At 37.3% G+C, this 24,304-nt stretch carries 23 protein-coding genes and 1 riboswitch; of the genes, 12 read left to right on the top strand and 11 right to left on the bottom strand.

The features are described 5' to 3' along the window. Positions 1-418: 418 nt before the first annotated feature. The 3 genes from ACQKN2_RS05665 (at position 419) to ACQKN2_RS05675 (ending at position 2,593) form a co-directional block, all read left to right on the top strand. A complete protein-coding gene (locus ACQKN2_RS05665) occupies positions 419-757 on the top strand; it encodes a DUF485 domain-containing protein (protein WP_323645860.1) in 339 nt (112 codons plus the stop codon). 8 nt (positions 758-765) lie between these two features. Beyond that, complete coding sequence (locus ACQKN2_RS05670) at positions 766-2,310, top strand: solute symporter family protein (RefSeq protein WP_427414149.1); 1,545 nt, start codon at positions 766-768, stop codon at positions 2,308-2,310. Positions 2,311-2,410: 100 nt separating this feature from the next. Continuing rightward, positions 2,411-2,593, top strand: a complete 183-nt coding sequence (locus tag ACQKN2_RS05675) for a hypothetical protein (RefSeq protein ID WP_427414094.1) — start codon at positions 2,411-2,413, stop codon at positions 2,591-2,593. On the opposite strand, the gene ACQKN2_RS05680 is transcribed toward ACQKN2_RS05675, so the two are convergent. The 8 genes from ACQKN2_RS05680 to ACQKN2_RS05715 form a co-directional block, all read right to left on the bottom strand. Then, positions 2,590-3,012, bottom strand: coding sequence for a DUF5360 family protein (locus ACQKN2_RS05680; protein ID WP_427414095.1), 423 nt, complete (start codon positions 3,010-3,012; stop codon positions 2,590-2,592). The genes ACQKN2_RS05675 and ACQKN2_RS05680 overlap by 4 nt on opposite strands. A gap of 13 nt (positions 3,013-3,025) precedes the next feature. Continuing rightward, entirely contained in the window at positions 3,026-3,598 is a 573-nt protein-coding gene (locus tag ACQKN2_RS05685; RefSeq protein WP_427414096.1) for a TetR/AcrR family transcriptional regulator, read from the bottom strand. Between the two features lie 295 nt (positions 3,599-3,893). Then, positions 3,894-4,322: an alpha/beta fold hydrolase gene (locus ACQKN2_RS05690; RefSeq protein ID WP_427414097.1), complete on the bottom strand. Its 429-nt coding sequence runs from the start codon at positions 4,320-4,322 to the stop codon at positions 3,894-3,896. A 765-nt stretch (positions 4,323-5,087) separates the two neighbouring features. After that, positions 5,088-5,837 (bottom strand): TatD family hydrolase, encoded by a 750-nt coding sequence (locus ACQKN2_RS05695; protein ID WP_427414098.1) that lies wholly within the window; start codon positions 5,835-5,837, stop codon positions 5,088-5,090. Further along, positions 5,827-6,576, bottom strand: coding sequence for an ABC transporter ATP-binding protein (locus ACQKN2_RS05700; protein WP_427414099.1), 750 nt, complete (start codon positions 6,574-6,576; stop codon positions 5,827-5,829). Before ACQKN2_RS05700 ends, ACQKN2_RS05695 begins: the two co-directional genes overlap by 11 nt. After that, positions 6,554-7,324, bottom strand: a complete 771-nt coding sequence (locus ACQKN2_RS05705; protein ID WP_427414100.1) for an ABC transporter permease — start codon at positions 7,322-7,324, stop codon at positions 6,554-6,556. The genes ACQKN2_RS05700 and ACQKN2_RS05705 overlap by 23 nt, the downstream gene beginning before the upstream one ends. After that, complete coding sequence (locus tag ACQKN2_RS05710; protein ID WP_427414101.1) at positions 7,321-7,614, bottom strand: thiamine-binding protein; 294 nt, start codon at positions 7,612-7,614, stop codon at positions 7,321-7,323. The genes ACQKN2_RS05705 and ACQKN2_RS05710 overlap by 4 nt, the downstream gene beginning before the upstream one ends. A gap of 1 nt (position 7,615) precedes the next feature. After that, complete coding sequence (locus ACQKN2_RS05715; RefSeq protein WP_427414102.1) at positions 7,616-8,611, bottom strand: ABC transporter substrate-binding protein; 996 nt, start codon at positions 8,609-8,611, stop codon at positions 7,616-7,618. A gap of 555 nt (positions 8,612-9,166) precedes the next feature. Beyond that, a riboswitch (TPP riboswitch) is annotated at positions 9,167-9,277 on the bottom strand. Positions 9,278-9,611: 334 nt separating this feature from the next. Between ACQKN2_RS05715 and ACQKN2_RS05720 the strand changes: the two genes are divergently transcribed. The 3 genes from ACQKN2_RS05720 to ACQKN2_RS05730 all read left to right on the top strand — a co-directional run bounded on the left by ACQKN2_RS05720 (position 9,612) and on the right by ACQKN2_RS05730 (position 12,034). Beyond that, positions 9,612-10,220, top strand: coding sequence for a TetR/AcrR family transcriptional regulator (locus tag ACQKN2_RS05720; protein WP_427414103.1), 609 nt, complete (start codon positions 9,612-9,614; stop codon positions 10,218-10,220). 64 nt (positions 10,221-10,284) lie between these two features. Beyond that, positions 10,285-11,568, top strand: a complete 1,284-nt coding sequence (locus ACQKN2_RS05725) for an MFS transporter (protein ID WP_427414104.1) — start codon at positions 10,285-10,287, stop codon at positions 11,566-11,568. Between the two features lie 37 nt (positions 11,569-11,605). Continuing rightward, a complete protein-coding gene (locus tag ACQKN2_RS05730; protein ID WP_427414105.1) occupies positions 11,606-12,034 on the top strand; it encodes a hypothetical protein in 429 nt (142 codons plus the stop codon). A 140-nt stretch (positions 12,035-12,174) separates the two neighbouring features. On the opposite strand, the gene ACQKN2_RS05735 is transcribed toward ACQKN2_RS05730, so the two are convergent. The 3 genes from ACQKN2_RS05735 to parE all read right to left on the bottom strand — a co-directional run bounded on the left by ACQKN2_RS05735 (position 12,175) and on the right by parE (position 17,323). Continuing rightward, positions 12,175-12,570: a DUF4362 domain-containing protein gene (locus ACQKN2_RS05735; protein WP_427414106.1), complete on the bottom strand. Its 396-nt coding sequence runs from the start codon at positions 12,568-12,570 to the stop codon at positions 12,175-12,177. 347 nt (positions 12,571-12,917) lie between these two features. Beyond that, entirely contained in the window at positions 12,918-15,350 is a 2,433-nt protein-coding gene (gene parC, locus ACQKN2_RS05740; RefSeq protein WP_427414107.1) for a DNA topoisomerase IV subunit A, read from the bottom strand. After that, on the bottom strand, positions 15,347-17,323 hold the full coding sequence (gene parE / locus ACQKN2_RS05745) for a DNA topoisomerase IV subunit B (RefSeq protein ID WP_427414108.1): 1,977 nt from the start codon (positions 17,321-17,323) through the stop codon (positions 15,347-15,349). Before parE ends, parC begins: the two co-directional genes overlap by 4 nt. A 694-nt stretch (positions 17,324-18,017) precedes the next feature. Between parE and plsY the strand changes: the two genes are divergently transcribed. The 6 genes from plsY to ACQKN2_RS05775 all read left to right on the top strand — a co-directional run bounded on the left by plsY (position 18,018) and on the right by ACQKN2_RS05775 (position 23,935). Next, entirely contained in the window at positions 18,018-18,620 is a 603-nt protein-coding gene (gene plsY, locus ACQKN2_RS05750) for a glycerol-3-phosphate 1-O-acyltransferase PlsY (protein WP_427414109.1), read from the top strand. Positions 18,621-18,639: 19 nt separating this feature from the next. Further along, complete coding sequence (locus ACQKN2_RS05755) at positions 18,640-18,930, top strand: HesB/YadR/YfhF family protein (RefSeq protein WP_427414110.1); 291 nt, start codon at positions 18,640-18,642, stop codon at positions 18,928-18,930. Between the two features lie 128 nt (positions 18,931-19,058). Further along, complete coding sequence (locus ACQKN2_RS05760) at positions 19,059-20,606, top strand: spore germination protein (protein WP_427414111.1); 1,548 nt, start codon at positions 19,059-19,061, stop codon at positions 20,604-20,606. A gap of 14 nt (positions 20,607-20,620) precedes the next feature. After that, on the top strand, positions 20,621-21,820 hold the full coding sequence (locus ACQKN2_RS05765) for a Ger(x)C family spore germination protein (RefSeq protein ID WP_427414112.1): 1,200 nt from the start codon (positions 20,621-20,623) through the stop codon (positions 21,818-21,820). Positions 21,821-21,823: 3 nt separating this feature from the next. After that, a complete protein-coding gene (locus tag ACQKN2_RS05770) occupies positions 21,824-22,057 on the top strand; it encodes a hypothetical protein (RefSeq protein ID WP_427414113.1) in 234 nt (77 codons plus the stop codon). Between the two features lie 39 nt (positions 22,058-22,096). Next, positions 22,097-23,935, top strand: coding sequence for a GerAB/ArcD/ProY family transporter (locus ACQKN2_RS05775; protein ID WP_427414114.1), 1,839 nt, complete (start codon positions 22,097-22,099; stop codon positions 23,933-23,935). Positions 23,936-24,304 lie beyond the last annotated feature (369 nt).

Consider the following 24,304-nt stretch of genomic DNA (forward strand, 5'->3'; position numbering starts at 1 on the left):
CGATTTTCCATCGGGTTTTTTAACTTTTTATCTTGAAATATTCACCAATTTACTTATCGAACAATACTATTCTCTTTCAAAAAAATGAAAAAAAAACCTGATTTTCACTGAGTAAATAGTGTTTATTTTTTATAAAAAACCATTTATTTTTTAAAAAATTTTCCATTTACCCCGCTCAGAAATCTAGAATTGACCTACCCCCATATACTTATTCGAATTTTCCAAAACCCCTTTATTTCTTGGTTTTGTCATGCATATTCTCTTTCAAGACTATTTTTTCCGAAAATTATTTTTTCATAATTTTTCTGAAAAGTATTGCAATTTTGTGAACTGTCTCATAAAATGAAGATGTGAATTCACTAATCTAGCAAAATTTAGTCTTTAAGCAGTAAAAATAAACACAAAATGGGGAATGTTAATGGGGAACAAACAAGCAAACAAGGGCGTTGTGATTGACTATGACGCGATTGCTAATCAAGAATCATTTAAAGCTCTTGTTCGAAGAAAGAATTCATTTCTTTGGTCAATGACTGCAATCTTTTTAGCAGCTTACATGTTGCTACCAATTCTGACTTCGTTCACGAAAATACTACACCAAAAGGCAATTGGGGAAATTACTTGGGTGTGGGTATATGCAGCTGGACTATTCATCATGACTTGGTGCTTATGTCACTTATATGTAGCAAAAGCAAATAGCTTTGATAAAGAGGCAAAGGCAATTATCGCTGAATACGAGAACGGAGGTGGCCGCCGATGAGTAACGGGATGAGTTTTACAGCCATATTCTTCTTTGTATCCATTGTTGGTTTAACATTAGTTATTACATGGTGGGCATCAAAACGAACTTCTTCTGCAAGTGATTTCTATACTGCAGGCGGTGGATTAACAGGCTGGCAAAATGGACTAGCCATCGCTGGTGACTACTTATCAGCAGCATCTTTCTTAGGGATCGCCGGAGCAGTTGCATTATTTGGATTTGATGGATTCTTCTTCTCTATCGGATACTTAGTAGCTTACTTAGTGGTTCTATATATCGTTGCTGAGCCATTACGTAATCTTGGTAAATTCACATTAGCTGACATGATCACAGCGCGTTTTGATAGCTCTAAAGTTCGTGGTACAGCAGCTTTAAGCACTATTACAATTGTATTATTCTACATGATTGCACAACTAGTTGGTGCAGGAGCACTTATTCAATTACTTTTAGGAATCGACTATTGGGTTGCCGTTTTAATCGTTGGATTTATGATGACGACTTACGTATTATTCGGTGGTATGACTGCAACATCTTGGGTACAAATTATTAAAGCTTGTCTTTTAATGATAGGTACAGTTATTATTTCATTCTTAGTATTAAAAGAATTCGGCTTTAGTATTGCAACGATGTTCAAAGAAATGGAAACTGCAACTGAAAGCGGTGCCGCTTATTTGAACCCAGGTCTTAAATATACAAATGGTATTGATACAATTTCAATGTTAATCGCTTTAGTATTAGGTACAGCTGGTCTTCCACATATCCTAATGCGCTTCTTTACAGTTAAAGATGCGAAAACTGCTCGTTCATCAGTTATATGGGCTACTTGGATTGTAGGTATCTTCTACATTCTTACAATCTTCTTAGGATTCGGTGCAGCTAAATTCGTTGGTAAAGAAAAAATTATTGAAGCAAATGCTGCTGGTAATATGGCTGCTCCACTTCTTGCGGATGCGCTTGGTGGGGACATCCTATTCTCATTCGTATGTGCGGTAGCTTTCGCAACAATCTTAGCGGTAGTAGCTGGACTTGTACTTTCTGGCGCATCTGCCCTATCACATGATATTTACGGTCAAATTATTAAAAAGGGAAAAGTTACAGAGAAAGAGCAAGTTCTTGCAGCTCGTATCGGTTCCATCACAATCGCTGTTATCTCAATCCTTTTAGCACTTGGTGCACAAACATTAAACGTAGCGTTCTTAGTATCACTTGCATTCTGTATTGCAGGTTCGGCTAACTTACCTGTAATCATTTATACAATTTACTGGAAACGCTTTAATACAGCTGGTGCTATAACGGCAATGTTAACAGGTTTAATCTCTGCTTTAGTTCTTGTTGCTGTTTCACCAAACCTTTGGAATCCAGTTGAAGGAAAAGCAATTTTCGTTGGTGATCCGTTAATTATGTTAACGAATCCAGCTATCATCTCTGTTCCACTTGGCTTCCTAGGAGGCTTCATCGGAACAATGCTTTCTAAGGAAACAAATGATAAGAAATATCGTGAAGTGGATGTTAAAGCGAACACAGGTATTTCTGTACAGGACGTATCTCACTAATAATACGACAACCGCCTCGTAAGTTAACACTTACGAGGTTTTACTTTTTCTTCCGTATTCGGTACTATATTTACAAATGACAGTTGGGGGGTAATGTAACATGACACACTCAAAAGCAAAAAAGAAACGCATGCATGTAAAGCGCACTAAAGGGAAGGACGTTGAAAAAAATCGTCAATCTTCCCCTTTCAGTACACATGAGCGTGTAACGAAAACGAAAAAAGAAAGCATTGAACATATTATTACAAAGCACAAAAAACACAACCACACTGAGGATTGTTAGTGGTTGTGTTTTGTTTGTAATGGGACATTTTGTTGTTTAGAAGTAATCAGTTTTGGTATGAAGTATAACGGATACAGTAAAAGAAAAAGGTTAGGTATCCACCACATAAGATCAAAATCAAGCTTTATTGTCCAAAAAGCAATCGCTTGTAATCCAGAACAACTTGTTAGTGTCAGAGATAGTAAGGCAAATGCTCTCCACTTTTCATTTTTTATTTTAAATAGATAGAGAGTAATAAAACCCGTAACTGAGATTAAAATATCTAGTGGGAAAAACGACCAATTCCATATAACTAGTAATTCATTTTGATAATCCTGATATAAATACTCTTCTGGAATCAAATGAAAAAAAGTGACAAGCCAATAGAGTATAAAAAAGAAATCTGTACCTAAAAATAGTATTCTTAAAGCTTTACTCATTTACAGCCCCCATTTAGTTTTCTTCATTAACGTTTCCATTAAGAATACCAAGCATAAGAATGTCCACCATTTCCTGCATTGTATCCTGAAGTGAAAGCATATTTCTGTTTTTGGATGCACGATCCATCAATCGATAAAGCCCTCCAATATAGACTTCTATAAATATCTCTTTATTAAAGGGACGTATTTTATTTGTTGCAATTCCTTCATCTATTAACGAAACGATGCCTGACCATTGTTCATGAATAAATTTATCAAGTGTTTCCCATTGCTTTGGATAATATCGTTGAAGCTCCTCTAAATATTGGAGCTGAGCAAATGTAAAATCAGCTGGAATTAGCACAAGACATTTCTGTAGTTTTTCTACAAGATTTAACGTTGAATCATGTAGTATTTCATTCTCTTTCAACTTCAATTCATGAATTGCTAGATCAATCATTTCATTTAGCAATTCTTCCTTTGAGGGATAGTAACCATACAATGTTTTAGTACTCATACCTAGTTGCTTTGCTAAATCCCCCATCGTAAAACGGAATCCTTTTCGTTCAGCTTCACTTATTGATACCTTTAAAATTCTATCTTTCAATATTATCACCTACCTATAGGAAAATAAAAAAAGTATTCTATTTTCCTTATTTTCCATTTAATAATAGTGCAGATTAAAAATATTGTCAATTGGACTACTTCCACTTCGCTTAAACGACCTTCCAAGTGTAACGCCAACATTTTTGAACGTAAAGCAAATTACAATCTAAAAAAGTCGGATTCCTGTACGATATGGAACCGACTTTTTTAGATTGGTGAATTCAACACCGTCATTTGTAGCTACCTCTCATCCTAATCCATCATAGATATCAATCTCGATGTGATTGCACGCTTTCTTAATCTTGCAAATCAATCTTTTTTAAATAATTTGCTATTGTCCTAATAAATTTATTATAGTCTGGGCTCCATAATTCATGTCCTGACTCCGAAAATTCTAGGAGTTCAACATTCTTCAAGTTACTTTTATATTTTTCTGCTTCATATTTGTTTAGTAAAGCCCTCTCCGTACCATCTTTTATCACTAAAACAGGACAACTAATTTCTTTTAGTTCTTCCCATAAAACTATTTCCTTTGAATCTTTCTGAATCTCCCTAACTACATGTTTCCTGTCATCTTCTACTAATTCCCCCACGGCTTCTATCCATGTTTCTTGAATGAGAGGATATTTTGCAGGATAATCACATACTATTAACCCCTTTATTTTGCTTGGATTCATGGCTGCATATTTTATAGCATAGGGTACACCCATAGAATAGGCAATCAATTATGCCTCGGCATAATTGCGTCTGGAATCGGCTTTGTGCTTAGGCCTGCACGAGGGCCGACACGATGTCGGTCATTTCGGTATTGCCACAGGACGTGGCGTTTTTACCGATGCAGGTCAGTTAGCCGTTTTCGCATGGATGCGATGGTTTTAGGCTAACATCCCCTAAGAACTCCTTTCCGATTCCGTGACATCCGCCGGAGGCTTTAGGCCGACACGATGTCGGTCACTCAGGCGTTTTCACAGGATGTGGAGTTCTTAGCCTGAGTTCCTCTATTTCAGTGGGTGTTTGGACATCCGCTGAAAGAAGTTAAACAATAAGCATTAACATTACTCTCATTCATAACTGATGAAATATCCATTATATGTTCTTCAAACGAATAACCCGTTAGTGGGGCCTCGCTTTTACCTCTTCCCCTTAAACTTATAGAGATACAGTGTCTAGGATAAAGATATTCCATTTCTCCAACAAATTGTTCAGCGTTCCCCAAAGCTCCAGGGATATATAAGAGGCAATAAATGATGATCATAGTTCGTTGTTTCAATATAATGGATTTTTATTCCCTTACTTGTAAACCTTTCAATAGAACGCATATAGAACCCCCAATTTTTTATTCACCTTATTATTTTAAATATTTTCTTATTTTTCAGCAATTAATATTGTATTTTCCGTCGCAACGTCACTATGTCCTTCTCATTCCTTGAAGCGGGAGTCTTCTGATAAAAATACACAGTTGCTCTTAAAAAGTGCAGCTGTGTATTATTTTATAAATTATAAAACATTGTCGTATTTCTTGTAATGATGCGAGCCGCTTCCTGTGTTGTAAGCCCCTTTATCGAGGCGATAACCTCTATGGAATGATCCATCATCCAAGGTGATGTTCGTTTATTGTCAAAAGGACCTTCGAACGGCCATGGTCCATCTGTTTCTACCATCATCAGCTCGATTGGGTATTTTTTGATCAATTCTTGAATATCAACCTCATACGTACAATCAGGCGTCATAGAAATGAAATACCCATTATAAATCATTCGTTCAACTACTTCATCATTGCCTTTAAACCAATGGAAATGCGCTTTCGTTATATGATGTTTTTCTAGCAAATCACAAACAATCGCCGCATCCTCATAAACAGCATGTAGGACAATCGGTTTATTTAATTCCTTTGCCAATACAATAAACCGTTCTAACAAAGCCACATACGAACGATCATCAATAGCCTTCTCCTGCCTCAAATAATAAGGCAACCCTACCTCGCCAATTGCCACCATGTCATGAGCGTGTTGACGTATCCACTCGAATAATGCCTCTTCCTCTGCAGCACTAGGTACCGATTGTTCAGGATGAAAGCCAAACGCCGCCTTTACCTTAGCATAGGCTTTCGACAGCTTCAACGTCTTCTCACACGACGGTAGATTCATGCTTACTGCAATGACATGTTCCGCTTCTTCTAGCAAAGTAGGTATGTCGTTTTCCTTATACTGATCTAAATGAATATGTGCATCAATCAACATTCGCCTCATCCTTTTCTTCTTTTAAATACGTGAATAATTGTTGCTTCAAAGCCGTAAATGAAGCGGAATGACGAATTTCTTCTTGTCGAGGTCTTGCAAAAGGCACGATTATTTCCTTTTTCATTGTCGCTGGCCGTTTCGTGAGTACAATAATACGATCAGCTAAAAACAGAGCTTCCTCAATACTATGTGTAATGAACAAAATAGACTTTCGATATTTTTCCCAAATCGATAAAAGCCACGCCTGCATTTCAAGCCTTGTAAACTCATCAAGCGCAGAAAACGGTTCATCTAAGCATAAAATAGGCTTATTACTGACAATTGCACGAATAAACGATACCCGTTGTTGCATACCACCCGACAGCTCATTAGGATATGCATTTTCAAATGCTGCGAGCCCCACTTTATGTAACCATTCCTTCGCAACGTTAACATTTAGTTTTCCATGAAGCTCCTCGACCATAGTGACGTTTTCTATTATCGTACGCCACGGTAATAAACATGGCTGCTGAGGCATATAGCCAATCGTTCCTCTTGTTTGCTGGATGTCTGTACCGTTTAATAAAATAGCACCCTTATCAATTGAAGAAACACCACCAATTAATTGAAAGAGTGTACTTTTTCCACTGCCAGACGGACCTATAATCGCCACAAACTCCCCGTCCTTCACCTCAAAAGATAAATTACGGATGACTGGAAGGGAGTCAAAGGATTTATCAATGTTTTGAATGCTTAGCATGGTGTCCTCTCCCCTTCACAACAAGTTTTTCTAGTAATCGAATAGCACTAAATAATAATAAGCTTAAAAATACGATGGCAAAGATTGCTACAAATACACGATCCGTTCGAAATGAAGATTGTGCCAAGGTCATATAGACACCAATCCCCATTTTCGCACCTAACCATTCCGCAATGACAGCCCCCATGACACTATAGGTTGCCGCTATCTTTATGCCTGAAAAAATCGCTGGATACGCATAAGGCCATTCTAGCTTCCAAAAGGTTTGTGCTTTCGTTGCACCAATCATCTCAAAATAATGCTTCAGCTCGGGCGAAGTTTGACGAAAGCCGTCCATTGCCGAAATAACAATAGGAAAAAAGCACACAAGACAAATAATAATGAGCTTTGGCAATAAACCAAAGCCAAACCAAATAATTAATAATGGTGCTAGGACGAGCACAGGGACATTTTGCGACATAATAAGAATAGGGTAAAATAAATCCCTTACTAACGTAAAACGATGTAATAGTACGGCAACCGTTAGCCCACACAATATCCCGATAGCAAGGCCTAGAAGTGCTAATTGAATTGTCGCGAAAGCATGTGGCACAAACGTTTCATACGATTGAAAGCCTTCTTTCAAAATGGCACTCGGTGCAGGCAAAAGCCAATGTGGAATATCAGCAAAGCGGACAATTAGTTCCCATATGAATAAGAGGAAGGCGATAAAAATTATCGTCCTTCCTTGTTTAACAGCCTGCTTCATCCCTTGTATTTCTCCGTTAGCGTATCCATTGTAATACCGGATGGCTGATATAAAATTTTCACTTGCGTAATGACATTAATCGCGCCAAGCTCGATCATTTTGTCATTCATTTTTTCAATGATTTGTAGCAAAGTCGTAAGTTCACCCTCCATTGTCGTTTCTAATGGATGAACTTCATATTTCACCCCTGATTCGTCGATAACCGCAATCGCAGCATCAACAAACGGGATCACATCTGCGTATGTTTCAGTTTTCGGGATAATTTGGACACTTATTAATGAGTTTGCCATATTACTTTGTCTCCTTTTTCGGTAAAAAGTCGTTTGTAAATGCTTGTTTTGCGTTAAATTCGCCCTCTAAAACTTTGTTGTTAGCCATCCATTTCGCGTAGTTTTCCCAAACAGCTAGTTTTTGCTCGCCCCATTGTGCAGCGTCGTCTTGATACTTATCTGCTAGCCATTCCTGACTTTTATGCACAAGGTTCTTATCTAAATCAGGTACCGCTTCTAGTAAAATATCAGCTGCCTCATTAGGGTGATTTATCGCATATTCATAGCCCTTTGCTGCAGCAACGACAAATGCTTTTACCGTCTCAGGATTTTCCTGAATCATTTTTTCATTTGTAGCAAGTACAGGTGTGTAATAATCTAACTGCTCACTATAATCTGTTAAATAAAGCATGTTCAGCTTTTCGCCACGAAGTTCTGCTTCAATACCTGTCCATGCATAATAAATCCACGCAAAATCAATATCTTTTTTCATCATTGTGAAGAAGTCTAAATCACCTGCATTGACGATATCTAACTTATTAATATCCGCATTTTCTGTTTGCATAAGTGATTGTAGTACAGCCTTTTCAAGTGGCGCACCCCAGCCCCCGTATGTTTTACCTTCAAAATTCTTTGGTGATGTAATGCCTTTTGATGCGGTAGATGCGAAGCCAGAAGTATTATGTTGAATAATCGCTGCAATAGATACTAAAGGTACATCCTGCACACGTGCTTGTGTAATTCCTTCCTGATAGCTTACGCCAAACTGAGCCTTCCCTGATGCCACAAGCTGATCTGCGCCCGTTTCGCCAGGTAATAAAATTTCAACATCTAAGCCCTGTTCCTTAAAGTAGCCCAGTTTTTCCGCTACATATAAACCGGTATGATTTGTGTTCGGTGTCCAATCTAGAACTACCGATACTTTTGTTAATCCTTTAGCATCCTTTTTAGCCTCTTTTTCGCTACAACCCACTAATGTTAAAAGTGCAGCCATTAGGACCAATAACCATTTTTTCATGCTGATTCCTCCAAGTAAGTAGTGTGAAAGTGTTCATGAATGAATGTGTCTACCTTCTTTCAGCAAGTGTTCTCGTATCGAAAGTGAAACGTCAGCTACAAATGACTTTTGCACCAGATGCTTAACGACAGGTACAGAAGTCTCTTACCTCTATAGATAATGAGATGAAAGCTGATTTAAGCTACTTTTCACAGGGTGTCCATAGACCCACTGAAAGAAGTTAAAGCCTCCGGCGGATGTCATGGAATCGGAAAGGAGTTCTTAGGGGATGTTAGCCTAAAACCATCGCATCCATGCGATAACGTCTAACTGACCTGCATCGGTAAAAACGCCACGTCCTGTGGCAATACCGAAATGACCGACATCGTGTCGGCCCTCGTGCAGGCCTAAGCACAAAGCCGATTCCAGACGCAATTATGCCGAGGCATAATTGATCAGAAGAAAGCGTATCACGGTCTGTTTACACCTAAGGTCTGTGCATGCAACAAAAGTCTGAAAACAAAAAAACGCCTAGGATTCCTCCCAGACGTTTTGCAATCAGTTTCAAAAAATTTCTTTTTTTGAATAGATGTTCCCTACGCTGGTACGAGCCAAATCAGGTTCAAAGGGTCAGCGTCTATCGGACACAATCTCAGCTGGCAACTACCAGCCCCCCTACATTCTTTCCATATGAACTTTTCGATGATAATTATAACCATATCAATCCGTAAATGACAAGGCTCTATTTACCGAAAGTGCTGAATTATGATTAAACAGCCTCATTTATAATCCTTCTTCTGAAATATATTTTTCATTCACACCAAATAACTGCTATGCCCTCTCCTTTGAAAAACGTCCTTTGACATAGATACTTCTAAAGAATAATGGCCCTTCATTGAAGTAATTCCGTTATTACTAGCTATAAAATTCAAAAAAACCCCATCATTATATTGACAATGGAAACATATTACAATAAAATTTGATTGACCAATCAATCATTTATTCTGGAAGGAGTATCTAAATGGAAACTAAACTTACTAATGATGAGAAAAAGAAAAGAAAAAGATCTACTATCCTAAACGCTGCCATTAAATTATATAGTGATACTGGTTTTGCGGAGACAAAAGTTGCCGACATAGCAAAGGAAGCGGGTGTTAGCTTTGGTACCGTATTTACGTATTTTGATTCAAAAGAGGCACTTTATGAATCAGCCATTTTGGAGCCATTGAAGGAAATCAAACCTTATTTTATTGAGGTAGGAGAACACTTTAAAGGTGAGCCTCTTGAAGTTGTGAAGGAAATGATAGATTGCCATGTACAGCTTTTTTCAATGAGAAGTGAATACTTACGTCTAATTCAGCAGGTTCTTGCAAGACCTGATCGTTTCCCAAAACTTTTTAAAGAACTAGATGATTTCGTAAAAGTATTTAAAGATAGTATTTATCCGGTTATTGAAGAAGGTCAAAGGCTCGGTTACTTTTATGAAGAATCCCCTTCATTAATTGCTGAGTCATACTTTTCCATCTTAAACGGCATGCGTTTAACATTTATTGATGAATATACAAACGTGATGCGGCAGGATATATCGAGACAAGCTCTGAGATTATTTGGGCCTATCACCAATAAATAAGCCTCCTCCCCACTTTGTCCAGCCAGCACTTGTAGACAATATATTATTAAATAGGAGTGATTATATGAAATTAAGAGATATTCATCCCAACATCAAACTTCGCCTAGCCATGCAATTTCTAGGCGGACTTATTTCTATGGCTGTTATCCCTTTTCTGGCAATTTATTTTACTCAAAATATCGGAGCTACTAAAACGGCAATTATTCTTATAATAATAGTGATTAGTGGGGTTATTGGAGGGTTTATCGGAGGGCATATTTCAGATAAAATAGGGCGAAAAAAAATAATGATTTATTCTGAAATTGGACTATTGCTTTCGTATCTGTTTATAGCACTTTGTAATTCCCCTTGGTTTAACCTTCCTTATATTTCTGCAGCATTCTTCATCATTAATATGTTTTGCGGAGGAATGTTTCAGCCAGCCGCACAAGCTATGATGATTGATGTTACTAATTCCGAATCGAGAAAGCTTGTATTTACAATTAGCTACTGGTTAGGAAATTTATCAACGGCAATTGGAGGGATCGTTGGAGCATTTCTGTTTAAAAACTACTTATTTGAGCTATTTATTGGGATTTCACTCATCTCTTTATTATCTGTATTTATCACTGTATTTTTTATCACAGAAACTTATTCACCAGAACCTTCACCTAAGTCTTCTAATCATAAGAAAAAATCTTCATCCGTAGAAATGTTTCAAACGTATTCAACCGTTATAAAAGATAAGCTATTTATGTTATATATTTTAGGAGCAATCTTGATCTTTACCTTGGAACAGTCTTTATCAAACTATATTGGGATACGTCTCGAAAAAGATATACCTCAACATTCAGCCTCCTTCTTTGGAATAGATTTAATGGTAGATGGCACAAAAATGCTTGGTTTTCTTCGAACGGAGAATACTATTCTTGTAGTTCTTCTCTCAAGTGCTGTATTATTCTTATTAAAAAAATGCAGTGATCGCTGGACTCTTGTTACAGGCATGTTGATCTTTTCTATATGTTTTAGTGTCTTTGCTTCTTCAAATAGCGTGTTGATTCTTTTTATTGCCATGTTTATTGGAACAATTGGTGAGCTGATGTTTGTGCCTATTAAACAGGCGATGATCGGAGAACTTGCCCCATCTAACGCTCGTAGCACCTATATGGCTTTTAATAGCTTAACTACCTATGGAGCAATGATTATAGCTTCATTATTGATCATCATTGGACAGTGGATTCGCCCCATATATATGAGCGGATTGCTCCTTATTCTAGGATTAACTGGTACATTTTTGTACTACATAATAACAAAAATGCTATACGCTAAAGTTAGTGAAAGGAATGATAGAAAAGTACCTGTTTCTTAATCAATTATGCCTCGGCTCAGCATAAAGGGGTGTTTTAATGAAGAAAAAAATAATATTTTTTATAGCTTTATTTTTAATAGCAATCGTCTCAATATATTTTTTTTATGAATACAAAACAAAAAATCTTGTAGAAGATTTTTTCAGTACAGATTCTTTAGCCGAGGAAACACATCATATTAGTATCATAAAAAATGATAAAGAGAGAAATATTACAACTATTAAAAAAGACAGCACTTTATTCCCAACTTTCATAAAATCACTAGAAAAACTTAAAGTAAAACGGACTAGTAGCGCTAATTTTACTTACATTGAAGGATACACTTTTATTATTTTTCACAACAACGATTTACATTCAATTCATCTCAATGAAAACGGAATATTAACTTTTAATAACAAAACTTATGAAATACAAAATAAACAGTCATTTGAAGATTTTCTTGAGATAGTAAAAAAAAGCACCCAATAAAGGGTAACTGGTTCGGTTGATGGGGAGACTTTGGCAGTAAATTAGCAGTATAAACAGCAAGTAAAAACGCTCAGATATTTCCAAGCGTTTTTTTGCGTAGTATTTTCCCAATCTAGAACAAAAGCCACCTGTTAACTATATTATTTCAGATTATTTGGAGTTGTTAGAAACTCAAAATCTCCATTAAAATCTCCCGTACATTGGCTGAGTATATATTTATTAACATCTTTTTCGGTTTTAATTACAATGTCATTGCAGTTATATTCCTCAATAAAATCTCCGTCAACGCTATGAGAAACATTTATTTTCTCTCCATCAAAAGTCAATGTTTTTACTCCTCGTTGTCCTTCTATCCCATATTGTACATAGTTAATTTTAGCCTGGTTTTGCTTTTTTACATTCTCAACAAAATTATTTAGACCATCTAAATTTTGAATATCATTGTGGTTGTTCGCAATCTCTTCAATATTTTCATTTGATTGACATCCAGTAATTACAAAAAGAATAAGTGTTAAACCAATAAAAGCACGCATCATTTTGTAGCCCTCCCCCTCTATCCAATTCGCAACCATTTTAGCACAGGTTTTAACAACACCGCATAAATTTATGTGGTGTCACCAATTAAGATGTTATTTAATGTTTTCTCCCCAACTACCGAACCCGTTAAATAAATGGTGCATCTCTTTTTACATAATAATTGATCCGCCATCTGATGTAAGAGTTATAGAGGGAGGATATAACCATGAATTATAGTAAAGTCAACGTTCCCTGTCGCAAGTTTTTTGGCTGAACCGCATCTAGGTTAGACAAGGCACAGAGATTTTTGGTTTCAATTCACAAAAAAAGCCCAGCTCTCATAAGGAGCTGGGCTAGAAAACTAATTTTATTTCTCTTCTTTTTTGACCGTGAACACATGTGAAATGGCACCGTCTGTAGCAATATCTACTTTAAAGGAGCCGTTGGAATGTCTATCTGCTCGAGTTAATGCTTGTACGTCAAGAATTTCTTGCACGCCTTTTTCCGTCTCGATCGTTAGCTGTTCCTCATTTGTTACCTTTACTACAGCCACGATACGATGTGGATTAGCTTTTAACTCTGTTAATACTTTTAAGCCGCGTTTCGCACGACTAGTCATTTCTACTTCGGCTACATTCATTTTCTTCACAGCACCGCGCTGTGTGACAATCGCCACATAGGCCGTGTCATTTGGCGGTAAAACATTGATGCCAACTAATGCTTCTCCGTCTTTCAGCGTAATCCCTTTGACGCCGCCTGTTTTCACACCTGTAACTGGTAATTCCTCGATTGGGAAACGAATTGCATAAGCAGTATCTGTCGTTAACATTAGTTCTGCCTCGTCCGTCACAATACCCGCAAAAATCATTTCATCGCCTGACTTGACATTCATCGTTTTTATCGGCTTCGAATAGCGTGTTACAGCATAATCTGCTACAGATGAGCGTTTAATTTGTCCATCTTTCGTAGCCGTTAAAATATACGTATTGGCCTGTTCGAATGTCTCAAAACCATATACAGCAATAATAGATTCATCTTCTCCGGTTGGCACAATACTTGAAATATGCTGACCAAGATCCTTCCAACGAATATCAGGTAGCTCATGGACAGGCTGATAAATATAATTGCCTCGATTTGTGAACAGCAGTAGATGATGCTGTGTATTTAAATTTGCTTCATATAATAAATAATCGGAATCTTTCATTGCAAAATCCTGACCGTTTGAAGCTGCATGTGAACGTGTAGATGTCCGCTTAAGATAGCCATCTTTTGTGACAGTCACTACGACCTCTTCACTTGGCACAAGGACATCTAACGTAATTTTGATTTCTTCAATTTCTTGCTCGATTCTTGAGCGACGTGGCTCTGAAAAGCGCTTTTTAATGTCAAGTAGTTCCTGTTTAATGACACGTACAAGCTTTGCTTCGCTATTAAGAATACCTTCAAGCTTATCGATTAGTTTACTTAATTCATCTTGTTCATTACGAAGCTCTGTGATATCCGTATTTGTTAATCGGTATAATTGTAAGCTCACGATTGCCTCAGATTGCACTTCTGTAAAGTCAAACTTCACCTGTAAATTCGTTTTCGCATCTCGTTTATCATTAGACGAACGAATCGTTGCAATAACTTCGTCTAAAATGGACAATGCCTTTATTAAGCCATCAACTATATGCGAACGATCTTTAGCTCTTTGCAAATCATAAATAGAGCGGTTCGTCACAACTTCCTTTTGATGGGTAATATAAGAATCCAGTAACAATGGCAATGTCATCATTGTCGGACGACGATTATGGATAGCGATCATATTAAAATTATAGGCTACTTGTAAATCAGTTGTTTTGAACAAGTACTGTAAAATCCCTTGTCCTGGAACATCTTTTTTCAGTTCAATGACAACACGTAGGCCTGTACGATCCGATTCATCGCGAATTTCTGCAATTCCTTCAAGTCGCTTATCCACGCGTTGCTCATCGATTTTCTTCACAAGATTTGCTTTATTGACATCATACGGTAATTCCGTAATAACAATTTGCTCTTTGCCACCTTTAATTGGCTCCACGGCTGCTTGAGCGCGCACAATGATTTTACCGCGACCAGTCTCATATGCCTTTTTAATACCATCGACACCTTGGATAATCCCACCTGTTGGGAAATCAGGCCCTTTAATAACGGTCATTAATTCATCAACAGTAGAGTTTGGCTTATCTAAGCGCATCAGAACACCGTCTAGAACCTCATCAAGTGCGTGAGGAGGAATGTCTGTGGCATAGCCGGCCGAAATACCCGTTGAGCCGTTGACTAGTAAGTTCGGGAAACGAGCTGGTAAAACAGTCGGCTCCATATCCTGATCATCAAAGTTTGGTACAAATTCAACTGTTTTCTTGCCAATATCGCGGAGCATTTCCGCTGCAATAGCAGAAAGTCTTGCCTCTGTATAACGCATCGCTGCCGGTGGGTCACCATCAACAGAGCCGTTATTCCCATGCATTTCAATAAGCATATGGCGCGCCTTCCAATCCTGACTCATGCGCACCATCGCTTCATAGACTGAACTGTCACCGTGTGGGTGATAATTACCGATAACATTACCGACAGTTTTGGCTGATTTACGGAATGGTTTATCGTTCGTATTGCCCTCTGTAAACATCGCAAATAAAATACGTCGTTGCACAGGCTTAAGACCGTCACGTGCATCTGGCAACGCGCGGTCTTGAATAATATATTTACTATAGCGACCAAAACGGTCACCCATTACTTCTTCTAAAGGTAAATCTTGAAACTTTTCTGTACTACTCATGCTTGGTCCTCCTCTTGTTGGATGAATTCATTTTCTAAAATATTTGAATCATCCTCCATACCGAAGTTTACATTCGCTTCGATCCATTTACGGCGTGGCTCTACTTTATCACCCATTAATGTTGTCACACGTCTTTCAGCACGTGCACCGTCCTCAATCGTTACACGTATTAATGTACGCGTATCAGGGTTCATCGTCGTATCCCACAGCTGGTCAGCATTCATCTCACCAAGACCTTTATAGCGCTGTAATATGTAACCCTTTCCAACTTTATTAATGGCCTTTTGTAAATCATTTTCGGTCCAAGCATATTCAATCACTTCTTTTTTACCAGTACCTCTTGATACTTTATAAAGTGGTGGTAATGCGATAAATACCTTTCCAGATTCAATCAATGGTCGCATATAACGATAGAAGAACGTTAGCAGCAACACTTGAATATGCGCTCCGTCCGTATCCGCATCGGTCATAATCACGACTTTGTCATACGCTGCATCTTCGACAGAGAAATCTGTTCCAACGCCAGCACCAATAGCATGGATAATCGTTGAAATCTCTTCATTTTTCATAATATCCTGAAGCTTTGCTTTCTCTGTATTAATAACTTTACCACGCAATGGTAAAATCGCTTGGAACGTACGATCTCGTCCTTGTTTTGCAGACCCTCCTGCAGAGTCCCCTTCGACTAAATACAGCTCGTTTTTCGCCGCATTTCGAGATTGTGCAGGTGTTAATTTTCCGGAAAGAATCGTACTGCCTTTTTTGCTTTTCTTGCCGTTTCGTGCATCTTCACGTGCTTTACGAGCCGCTTCACGTACTTGCTGCGCACGAATAGCTTTACGCACAAGAGAGGCAGACAATTCAGCGTTTTCCTCAAGCACATATAAAATTTGCTCCGAAACAACACCATCTACTGCCGAGCGTGCCTCACTAGTTCCGAGCTTACCCTTCGTTTGACCTTCGAATTGTAGTAAATGCTCTGGAATACGAACAGAAACAATCGCTGCTAAGCCCTCTCGAATGTCTGTCCCTTCAAGATTTTTATCTTTATCTTTTAACAGCCCAATTTTCCGTGCATATTCATTGAAAACACGAGTTAACGCTGACTTGGCACCTGTTTCATGTGTCCCACCATCACGGGTACGTACATTGTTAACAAATGAAAGGATTGTTTCTGAGTAGCCATCATTGAATTGGAAGGCGAATTCTACTTCAATTTCGTCTTGAATCCCTTCCACATACTTAACGGGATGAAGGACATCCTTTTCCTCATTCAAATACGCAACGAAAGCTTCAATGCCGTTCTCATAAAAGAAAACATCACCTTTGCCTTCCTCGCGTTCATCGATTAGCTCAATTTTTAAGCCTTTTAATAAAAATGCTGACTCTCGTAAACGTTCTGCAAGCGTATCATAATTGTATTTTGTTACAGAGAAAATCGTGTCATCTGGTAGAAAATGTACAAGTGTTCCTGTCTGTTTTGTTTGTCCTATTTCTTCTAATGTTGTTACAGGATGGCCACCGTTTTCAAAGCGTTGACGATACTTTTTACCGTCACGATGAATCGTTACTTCTAAAAAAGTGGATAAAGCATTAACAACAGAAGAACCTACACCATGTAAGCCACCACTTGTTTTATAGCCACCTTGCCCGAATTTACCACCAGCATGTAAGACAGTAAAGATAATTTCGGGAGTGGGTTTCCCCATCTTATGCATACCTGTTGGCATTCCACGGCCGAAGTCTCGAACGCTGATACTTTGATCTTTATGAATATGGACAATGATATGAGAACCAAAGCCAGCCAGTGCTTCATCCACCGCATTATCTACGATTTCATATACTAGGTGATGAAGTCCACGGCCATCTGTAGAACCGATATACATGCCGGGTCGTTTTCGTACCGCTTCTAATCCTTCTAATACTTGAATGGCGTCATCATTATAGACGCTTGGTGACTGTTTATTCGCCAAAAATTTCCCCTCCAAAAAACAAAACGCATGTTCTATTTATGTTCTCTTCCTAATAATAATAGCATTTCCTGTCAATAGCTAGTGACAGACCCAATAAATTTTTAAAATTTCCTCACAGCTTTGTCGTTTTGAGCTTTTTACCGGAAGAAAAAGTTGCAATAGTTGCTTTAATATGTATTACTAACTATCCTATTCCCTTGACGCAGGATCATAAACATTAGTTGCATAAATAAAACTACATATGGCTAACTTCTGGTCATTTCTCTCATTTCAAAACGATGTAGATCGCTATAGGTTTTGGTCTTCCTTACAGAAGCATTTGAATATCCCCTGGAAAATATACAGTACAGTACTTCATAGGTTTCTTCTGTCTATTAAAAAATTCATACTAACTTACTCTAGAAATTAAAGATAGACTTCTATTCTACCAAAGGAATGGATGATTGACAAAATTGCCTTTATACCTATATTTTCAGAAAGGGCTTTCATGCCGCCAACATGAATCATGTCAAAAAGCCTAATATAAATTTAACTACATATAAAAATCCTTGAAAAATAGTTATCTTTTATAATGAATTCAAGATACACTAAGAAATCTCCTTCATGACATTGTAGATTGTAGAGAAAAAGTGTAGAATATTTATTACATATTATTAGTACCAAGTGATAATCTTTGGATGAAAGGAGTCCAGCTATGTTAAATGGACTTATTATTTTATGTGCTTATCTAATCGGCTCTATACCTTCTGGATTATGGGTAGGCAAAATTTTTTACAAAACGGATATTCGTGAACACGGAAGCGGTAATTTAGGTGCAACGAATACATTTCGTATTTTAGGAAAAAAAGCAGGAATAGTCGTTACGATTATGGATGTCTTAAAAGGTACAGCAGCCGTATTACTTGTAGCTCTCCCTGTATTCTCTGAAGTCTCCATTCACTCGCTAATTCTTGGGATAGTAGCCGTTATTGGTCATATGTTCCCTATTTTTGCAGGTTTCCGTGGAGGGAAAGCGGTGGCAACATCAGCAGGCGTTCTGTTAGGATATTCATGGCCTCTATTTGTCTTACTATTTATTGCTTTTTTTGTAACATTAAAAATAACGAAAATTGTAAGTTTAACTTCGATGATTGCCGCTTTAGTAGCACTTATTTATTCAATCGTTTATTATTTTGTTACCGGTGATTTTGCATTAGGTATTTTAGTAGCATGTTTATTTACCTTTATCATGTATCGTCACCGAGCAAATATTGCCCGCATTAAAAATGGCACCGAGCCAAAGGTTAAATGGCTGTAACGAGGAGAGGAACATTCTAATGAATATCGTATTAACAGATGAAGCCCTACAATGGTTCAAACAAGAGATGGAAGTAGAATCCGGAGATACTATTCGTTTTTATGCTAGATATGGCGGTTCCAGTCCTTTTCACGAAGGCTTTTCTCTTGGTATGACACGTGAAGAACCAATCGAAATTGGTGTAAAGACAGTTATTGACGATGTGACCTACTATATTGATGAAAAAGATTTATGGTTCTTCAATGATCACCATTTATATGTAGATGTGGATGCTACAAATGACGAATTAAAATATGAGTATAAAAAATAAAGCAGTGTTTCCTTTCGTTTATGCGAAGGGAACACTGCTTTTTTATATGAAATCACTTCCTACCTTGGTTTATCTTCTCTCAAAGTTGTACATTCTATATTTATGTTAAAACTTGAGGAGGAAAGAACATGTCTATTTCTAAAATTGCAGATACCTCCCAAAACAATGACCAACTATATAGTTCTCTTTCTCAAAATTTGAAGATCATTAAAAACACACTCGGAAATAGTAATGACCTTGTCATACGAGAAATCACCATTGGAAAAGCTGAAAAATATACGTTAGCGATTATCTATGTAGATGGCTTATCCGATAAAATAAGCATTTCTAATGCTGTAATTGATAAATTAATGCTTGATATTGAAGATAATCAAGATACAGAAATAGAACGGATTATTCGATATTTGAGAGATTCTTGTTTAACAGCCGGCGATGTAAATGATATTTTTCATTTTTCAGCACTGTACAATTCTATTTTAAATGGTGATTCGGTCATCTTATTAGATGAATCTTCAACTGGTATCGTGACAAGTACAAAAGGTGCAAAAGATAGAGCCGTTATGGAACCATCCACAGAGTCGGTAATTAGAGGACCAAGGGAATCATTTACGGAAACATTACGTACGAACACGGCTCTGGTCCGTCGAAAAATTAAAAGTCCGAATCTTTGGATCAAGACCCGGATTGTCGGTGAAGTAACAAAAACGGATGTTGCAGTTATGTATATAAATGGCATTGCCAATGACAAAATAGTAGCAGAGGTTCTTGCCCGATTAGATCGTATTAATATTGATGGTATTTTAGAAAGCGGCTACATCGAAGATTTTATTCAAGATAACAAATTCACTATATTCCCTACTATTTATAATTCTGAACGGCCGGATGTTATTGCTGGTGAGCTATTAGACGGTAAAATTGCTATTTTAGTGGACGGTTCACCGTTTGTCCTAATTGTGCCAGCCTTATTTACAGCCTTTTTACAATCTGCCGAAGATTATTATCAGCATTGGATGATTAGTTCTCTTGTACGCTTATTGAGATTTTTCGGAATTGGCCTAGCCTTGATAGCGCCATCTCTTTACGTAGCTATCACCACCTTCCATCAAGAAATGCTACCAACTCCTATGCTGATAAGTATTGCATCTCAACGAGAAGGAGTCCCCTTCCCTGCCGTTGTAGAGGCACTCATTATGGAGATTGCCTTTGAGGTGTTAAGAGAAGCAGGTCTTCGAATGCCAAGAACTATTGGACCAGCCGTATCCATTGTTGGAACATTAGTGATCGGTCAAGCTGCTGTAGAAGCAGGAGTTGTATCTGCCGTAATGGTCATTATTGTAGCCTTAACAGCCATTTGTAGCTTCTTGTTCCCTGCTTATGGCTTATCCAATACAGTTCGTGCGCTTCGTTTCCCATTAATGATTGTAGCAGCAATAGTTGGGTTATTTGGTGTGATGTTTGGCCTTATGATCATCCTCCTACACTTATGCAGCATACGAACTTTCGGTGTTCCATATTTAAGTCCATTCGGTCCATTAATTTTAAAGGATCAAAAAGATGCATTAGTATTGTTCCCGCGTAGAGCTTTATTGACTCGACCACGCTTAATTAGTCAAAAAAATACTGTCAGAGGTCATAAATATTTTAATACGAAAAAAAGGAACCAAAAGAATGTGTAAATGAGGAATAAACTATGTCAAAATTTAGGGCAATATGTTTACTAATGATTCTTACTTTACTTTTAAGTGGTTGCTGGAGTAAGCGTGAACTAAATGAATTAGCAATTGTCGCAGCATTAGGAATAGATAAAGTAGATAATGAATTTGAAATAACTGTTCAAGTTGTAGATCCTGGTGAAATTTCTTCAAAACGGCCTACTTCAGGACGATCACCAGTTATTACCTACCATGCAAAAGGTAAAACGGTCTTTGAGGCCATAAGAAAAATGACAACAGTAACAGCTAGAAAACTTTATTTTTCTCATCTTCAAATAGTTGTGCTCGGCGATGAATTAGCAAAAGAAGGAATTGGCAAGCCGTTAGATTTAATTTCAAGAGATCATGAATTTAGAAATGATTTCGATGTCATCGTTGCTCATGAAGCGACTGCCGACGAAGTTTTAAATGTATTAACACCTATCGAAAAAGTACCAGCTAATAAAATGCTAAATTCTCTTAAAACATCAGAGAAAACATGGGGTACAACCCAATCCATTAAAATTGATGAATTAATCAATACTTTAAATAACAAAGAAACAAGTGTAGTCATGTCTGCCATTGAAATACATGGGGATAAAAGTGCGGGAATGGATCAATCGAATGTTAAAAAATCGAAGTCTTCTGTGCTATTGAAGTACGCTGGATTAGCTGTTTTTAAAGAAGATAAACTCATTGGGCTCTTATCAGAAGATGATAGTAGAAGTCTAGGTTTTTTAAAGGACAAAATAAACAGCACAATTGAAATTTTTGCTTGCCCTAAGGGAGGTACGATATCAACTGAAATTACGCACTCAAAGACAAAAATAAAAGGAAAATTTGAAAATGGATCTCCCAAAATTAATGTTTCTATAGATGTTAACCAAAATGTCGGAGAAGTTGAATGTACGATAGACCTTACTAAAGAAAAATCGATTCACTACGTCAATAAAAAAACAGAAGAACTTATTAAAAAACGAATCGAAGAAACAATCAAAACAGTTCAGCAAAATTATCGGGTCGATATTTTTGGATTTGGTTCAGCACTTCATCGCACAAATCCTAAAGAGTGGAAAAAAATAAAAAAAGACTGGCTAACTATATTTCAAGAGTTACCAGTTAAAGTTGACGTACATGTGAACACACAAGGATTAGGGACGATGGAAAACTCATTAGTGAATAAGCCGAAGGGAGAATAAGCTATGGTTATGACGATATTCATACTAATCATTTCTGCTAGTATTGCCTTTGCATTTATTCCAACATTAAAAAGAAATAAAGAAACGAAAACGATTGTTGTTTTTTCGATTTTTTTATTGCTAGGTACTGCATTAAATATTGCGATCTTATTAAAGCTCAAAATACCGAGCCCACTAGATTTGATTTCCTTTATTTTTTCACCAATTAAAGATTTAATCGTCTCTCTGACAAAATAATAAGGCAACTTTATGTTAAGAAAAGGGGTATCGTTCATAATGGAAAAAGAAATAATTAGTTCAAGACAATTTATGATCATTACCCTTCTCTTTTCAATTGGTACAGCCATTTTAATTATCCCTGCAAGTGTAACAAGCGAAGCAAAGCAAGATGCATGGATTGCAGCGATCATTGGTGTCGTTATAAGTTTGCCCATACTAAAGCTTTTCGTTGCTTTAGGAAATAGAACACCTACCCTTACATTTGTAGAGGCGAATGAAAAGATATTAGGTCGTTTTTTCGGAAAATTTACTGCAATTGGCTTTATTCTTATAACCTTACTTTCTGCCGGTGAATTATTATATTTCATTGGAATTTTCATGAAAACGGAAATTATGCCAGAAACACCTACGATGGCCTTTGCATTTATGTTCAGTATTATCATTATTTATGCTGCATTTTTAGGAATTGAAGTATTTGCCCGTTCTGCAGAGATACTATGCCCAATTTTTATTTTAATTTTTATCTTCTTTGTCATTTTTATTTCACCATCCATCCAAATTGAAAATATACAGCCAATAATGGAAACTTCAAAAAAATCATTATTCTTTAGTATCATTCGATTTATAAGTCTTTTTTCATTTCCGCTTGCTGTATTATTAATGATTTTCCCTTCCGCAGTTAACGTCCAAAAATCTGCACAAAAAGGGTTTTACATTGGCGCAATTATTGGAGGGATTGTCTTAATTACGATCATCGCACTGTCTATCCTTGTCCTAGGTCCGGCAAATACTGCTGCTCGAACATTTCCTAGTTATTCATTAGCACAAAGAATTTCAATCGGGAACTTTTTACAACGCATTGAAGTAATTATGGCAGCCATGTGGATTATATCAATTTATATTAGAACTTTTATGTATTTTTATGCCTCGGTGATCGGTATCGCACAAATATTTAAAATTAAAAATCATCGACCGCTCATTTTTCCACTCGGTATGATTATCCTTGGACTTTCACAAATTGTGCATCCTAATATCATTCATTCAGATATTTACAATAGAGAAACATGGCCTATGTTATCCTTCGTTTTCATGATCTTATTACCAATAGTTTTATTACTTGTCGCGATGATTCGTAAAATTAATGGTAATCAAGGAAATACAACGCAATGCAATAGTAATACACAAAATGAAAATGGTAGTACTGGCGGGAATACTACACAAAATGACAGTAGTAATAATAACGATAATTCTGCTCAGAATGCGAGTAGTAGCAATGGTGGAGATTCTTCTCAAAGTGCAGGTAGCAGCAATAACGATAGTTCTGCTCAATGTGAAAGTAACAACAATGGCGGTAATGCTTCTCAAAGTTCAAGTAATAGCAATAACGAAAACGCTTCTCAAAGTTCAAGTAATAGCAATAATGAAAACGCTTCTCAAAGTACTAATAACAGCAATGGCGGTAATTCTTCTCAAAGTACAAGTAATAGCAATAACGAAAATGCTTCTCAAAGTTCAAGTAACAGCAATAACGAAAATTCTGCTCAATGTGAAAGTAACAACAATGGCGGTAATTCTTCTCAAAGTGCGAGTAGTAGCAATAACGAAAACACTTCTCAAAGTGCAAGTAACAGCAATGGCGGTAATGCTTCTCAAAGTTCAAGTAGTAGCAATAACGAAAACACTGCTCAATGTGAAAGTAACAACAATGGCGGTAATGCTTCTCAAAGTGCGAGTAGTAGCAATAACGAAAACACTTCTGAAAGTACAAGTAGTAGTAATGGCGAAAATACTACTCAAAGTAAAAGTGAAAACGATGCCGGCAATACTACACAGAATGATAGCGATACCGGAAATACGCCAAACAGTGATAAGAATGGAAAACCGCCAGACAATTAACAGCAGTGTGGTTCATCACCAAAAGTTGTGGGTGACATTTGTTGATTGGAGTGGAGACTGGGCGACTCCTCGGGGATCAGCAATAGAGGAACGAAGGCTAAAACCATCACATCCTGTGAGAACGCCTTCATGACCAACATCGTGTTGGCCCGAGACCCTGCAGCGTAGCGGATGTTTTCTGTGCGAAAGCGTAGTGCTAACGTAGCGGCAGCAAATGTTTTATCTGTGCGAAAGCGTAGCGACAGCAACAACAAATGTTTTATCTGCGCGAAAGCGAAGCGGCAGCGACAAAGCGCCCAGTCGAAACAGAAATCAACCACACGTTATGATGATGATCCGGAATAGTAAAGTAAAAAATGATGACCCTAA

The sequence above is a fragment of the Lysinibacillus sp. NPDC093688 genome (genome assembly GCF_050280145.1).
GTDB lineage: Bacteria > Bacillota > Bacilli > Bacillales_A > Planococcaceae > Lysinibacillus > Lysinibacillus xylanilyticus_B.

Bases quoted from the DNA above. Each gene is read 5' to 3' on its own strand.
- ACQKN2_RS05710 (WP_427414101.1), bottom strand. From the start codon at position 7,614: ATGGCAAACTCATTAATAAGTGTCCAAATTATCCCGAAAACTGAAACA.
- ACQKN2_RS05775 (WP_427414114.1), top strand. From the start codon at position 22,097: ATGGAAAAAGAAATAATTAGTTCAAGACAATTTATGATCATTACCCTT.
- ACQKN2_RS05675 (WP_427414094.1), top strand. From the start codon at position 2,411: ATGACACACTCAAAAGCAAAAAAGAAACGCATGCATGTAAAGCGCACT.
- ACQKN2_RS05730 (WP_427414105.1), top strand. From the start codon at position 11,606: ATGAAGAAAAAAATAATATTTTTTATAGCTTTATTTTTAATAGCAATC.
- ACQKN2_RS05715 (WP_427414102.1), bottom strand. From the start codon at position 8,611: ATGAAAAAATGGTTATTGGTCCTAATGGCTGCACTTTTAACATTAGTG.
- ACQKN2_RS05665 (WP_323645860.1), top strand. From the start codon at position 419: ATGGGGAACAAACAAGCAAACAAGGGCGTTGTGATTGACTATGACGCG.
- ACQKN2_RS05765 (WP_427414112.1), top strand. From the start codon at position 20,621: ATGTCAAAATTTAGGGCAATATGTTTACTAATGATTCTTACTTTACTT.
- ACQKN2_RS05725 (WP_427414104.1), top strand. From the start codon at position 10,285: ATGAAATTAAGAGATATTCATCCCAACATCAAACTTCGCCTAGCCATG.
- ACQKN2_RS05755 (WP_427414110.1), top strand. From the start codon at position 18,640: ATGAATATCGTATTAACAGATGAAGCCCTACAATGGTTCAAACAAGAG.
- ACQKN2_RS05695 (WP_427414098.1), bottom strand. From the start codon at position 5,837: ATGTTGATTGATGCACATATTCATTTAGATCAGTATAAGGAAAACGAC.
- ACQKN2_RS05770 (WP_427414113.1), top strand. From the start codon at position 21,824: ATGGTTATGACGATATTCATACTAATCATTTCTGCTAGTATTGCCTTT.
- ACQKN2_RS05720 (WP_427414103.1), top strand. From the start codon at position 9,612: ATGGAAACTAAACTTACTAATGATGAGAAAAAGAAAAGAAAAAGATCT.
- plsY (WP_427414109.1), top strand. From the start codon at position 18,018: ATGTTAAATGGACTTATTATTTTATGTGCTTATCTAATCGGCTCTATA.
- ACQKN2_RS05670 (WP_427414149.1), top strand. From the start codon at position 766: ATGAGTTTTACAGCCATATTCTTCTTTGTATCCATTGTTGGTTTAACA.
- ACQKN2_RS05700 (WP_427414099.1), bottom strand. From the start codon at position 6,576: ATGCTAAGCATTCAAAACATTGATAAATCCTTTGACTCCCTTCCAGTC.
- ACQKN2_RS05705 (WP_427414100.1), bottom strand. From the start codon at position 7,324: ATGAAGCAGGCTGTTAAACAAGGAAGGACGATAATTTTTATCGCCTTC.
- ACQKN2_RS05735 (WP_427414106.1), bottom strand. From the start codon at position 12,570: ATGATGCGTGCTTTTATTGGTTTAACACTTATTCTTTTTGTAATTACT.
- ACQKN2_RS05680 (WP_427414095.1), bottom strand. From the start codon at position 3,012: ATGAGTAAAGCTTTAAGAATACTATTTTTAGGTACAGATTTCTTTTTT.
- parC (WP_427414107.1), bottom strand. From the start codon at position 15,350: ATGAGTAGTACAGAAAAGTTTCAAGATTTACCTTTAGAAGAAGTAATG.
- ACQKN2_RS05760 (WP_427414111.1), top strand. From the start codon at position 19,059: ATGTCTATTTCTAAAATTGCAGATACCTCCCAAAACAATGACCAACTA.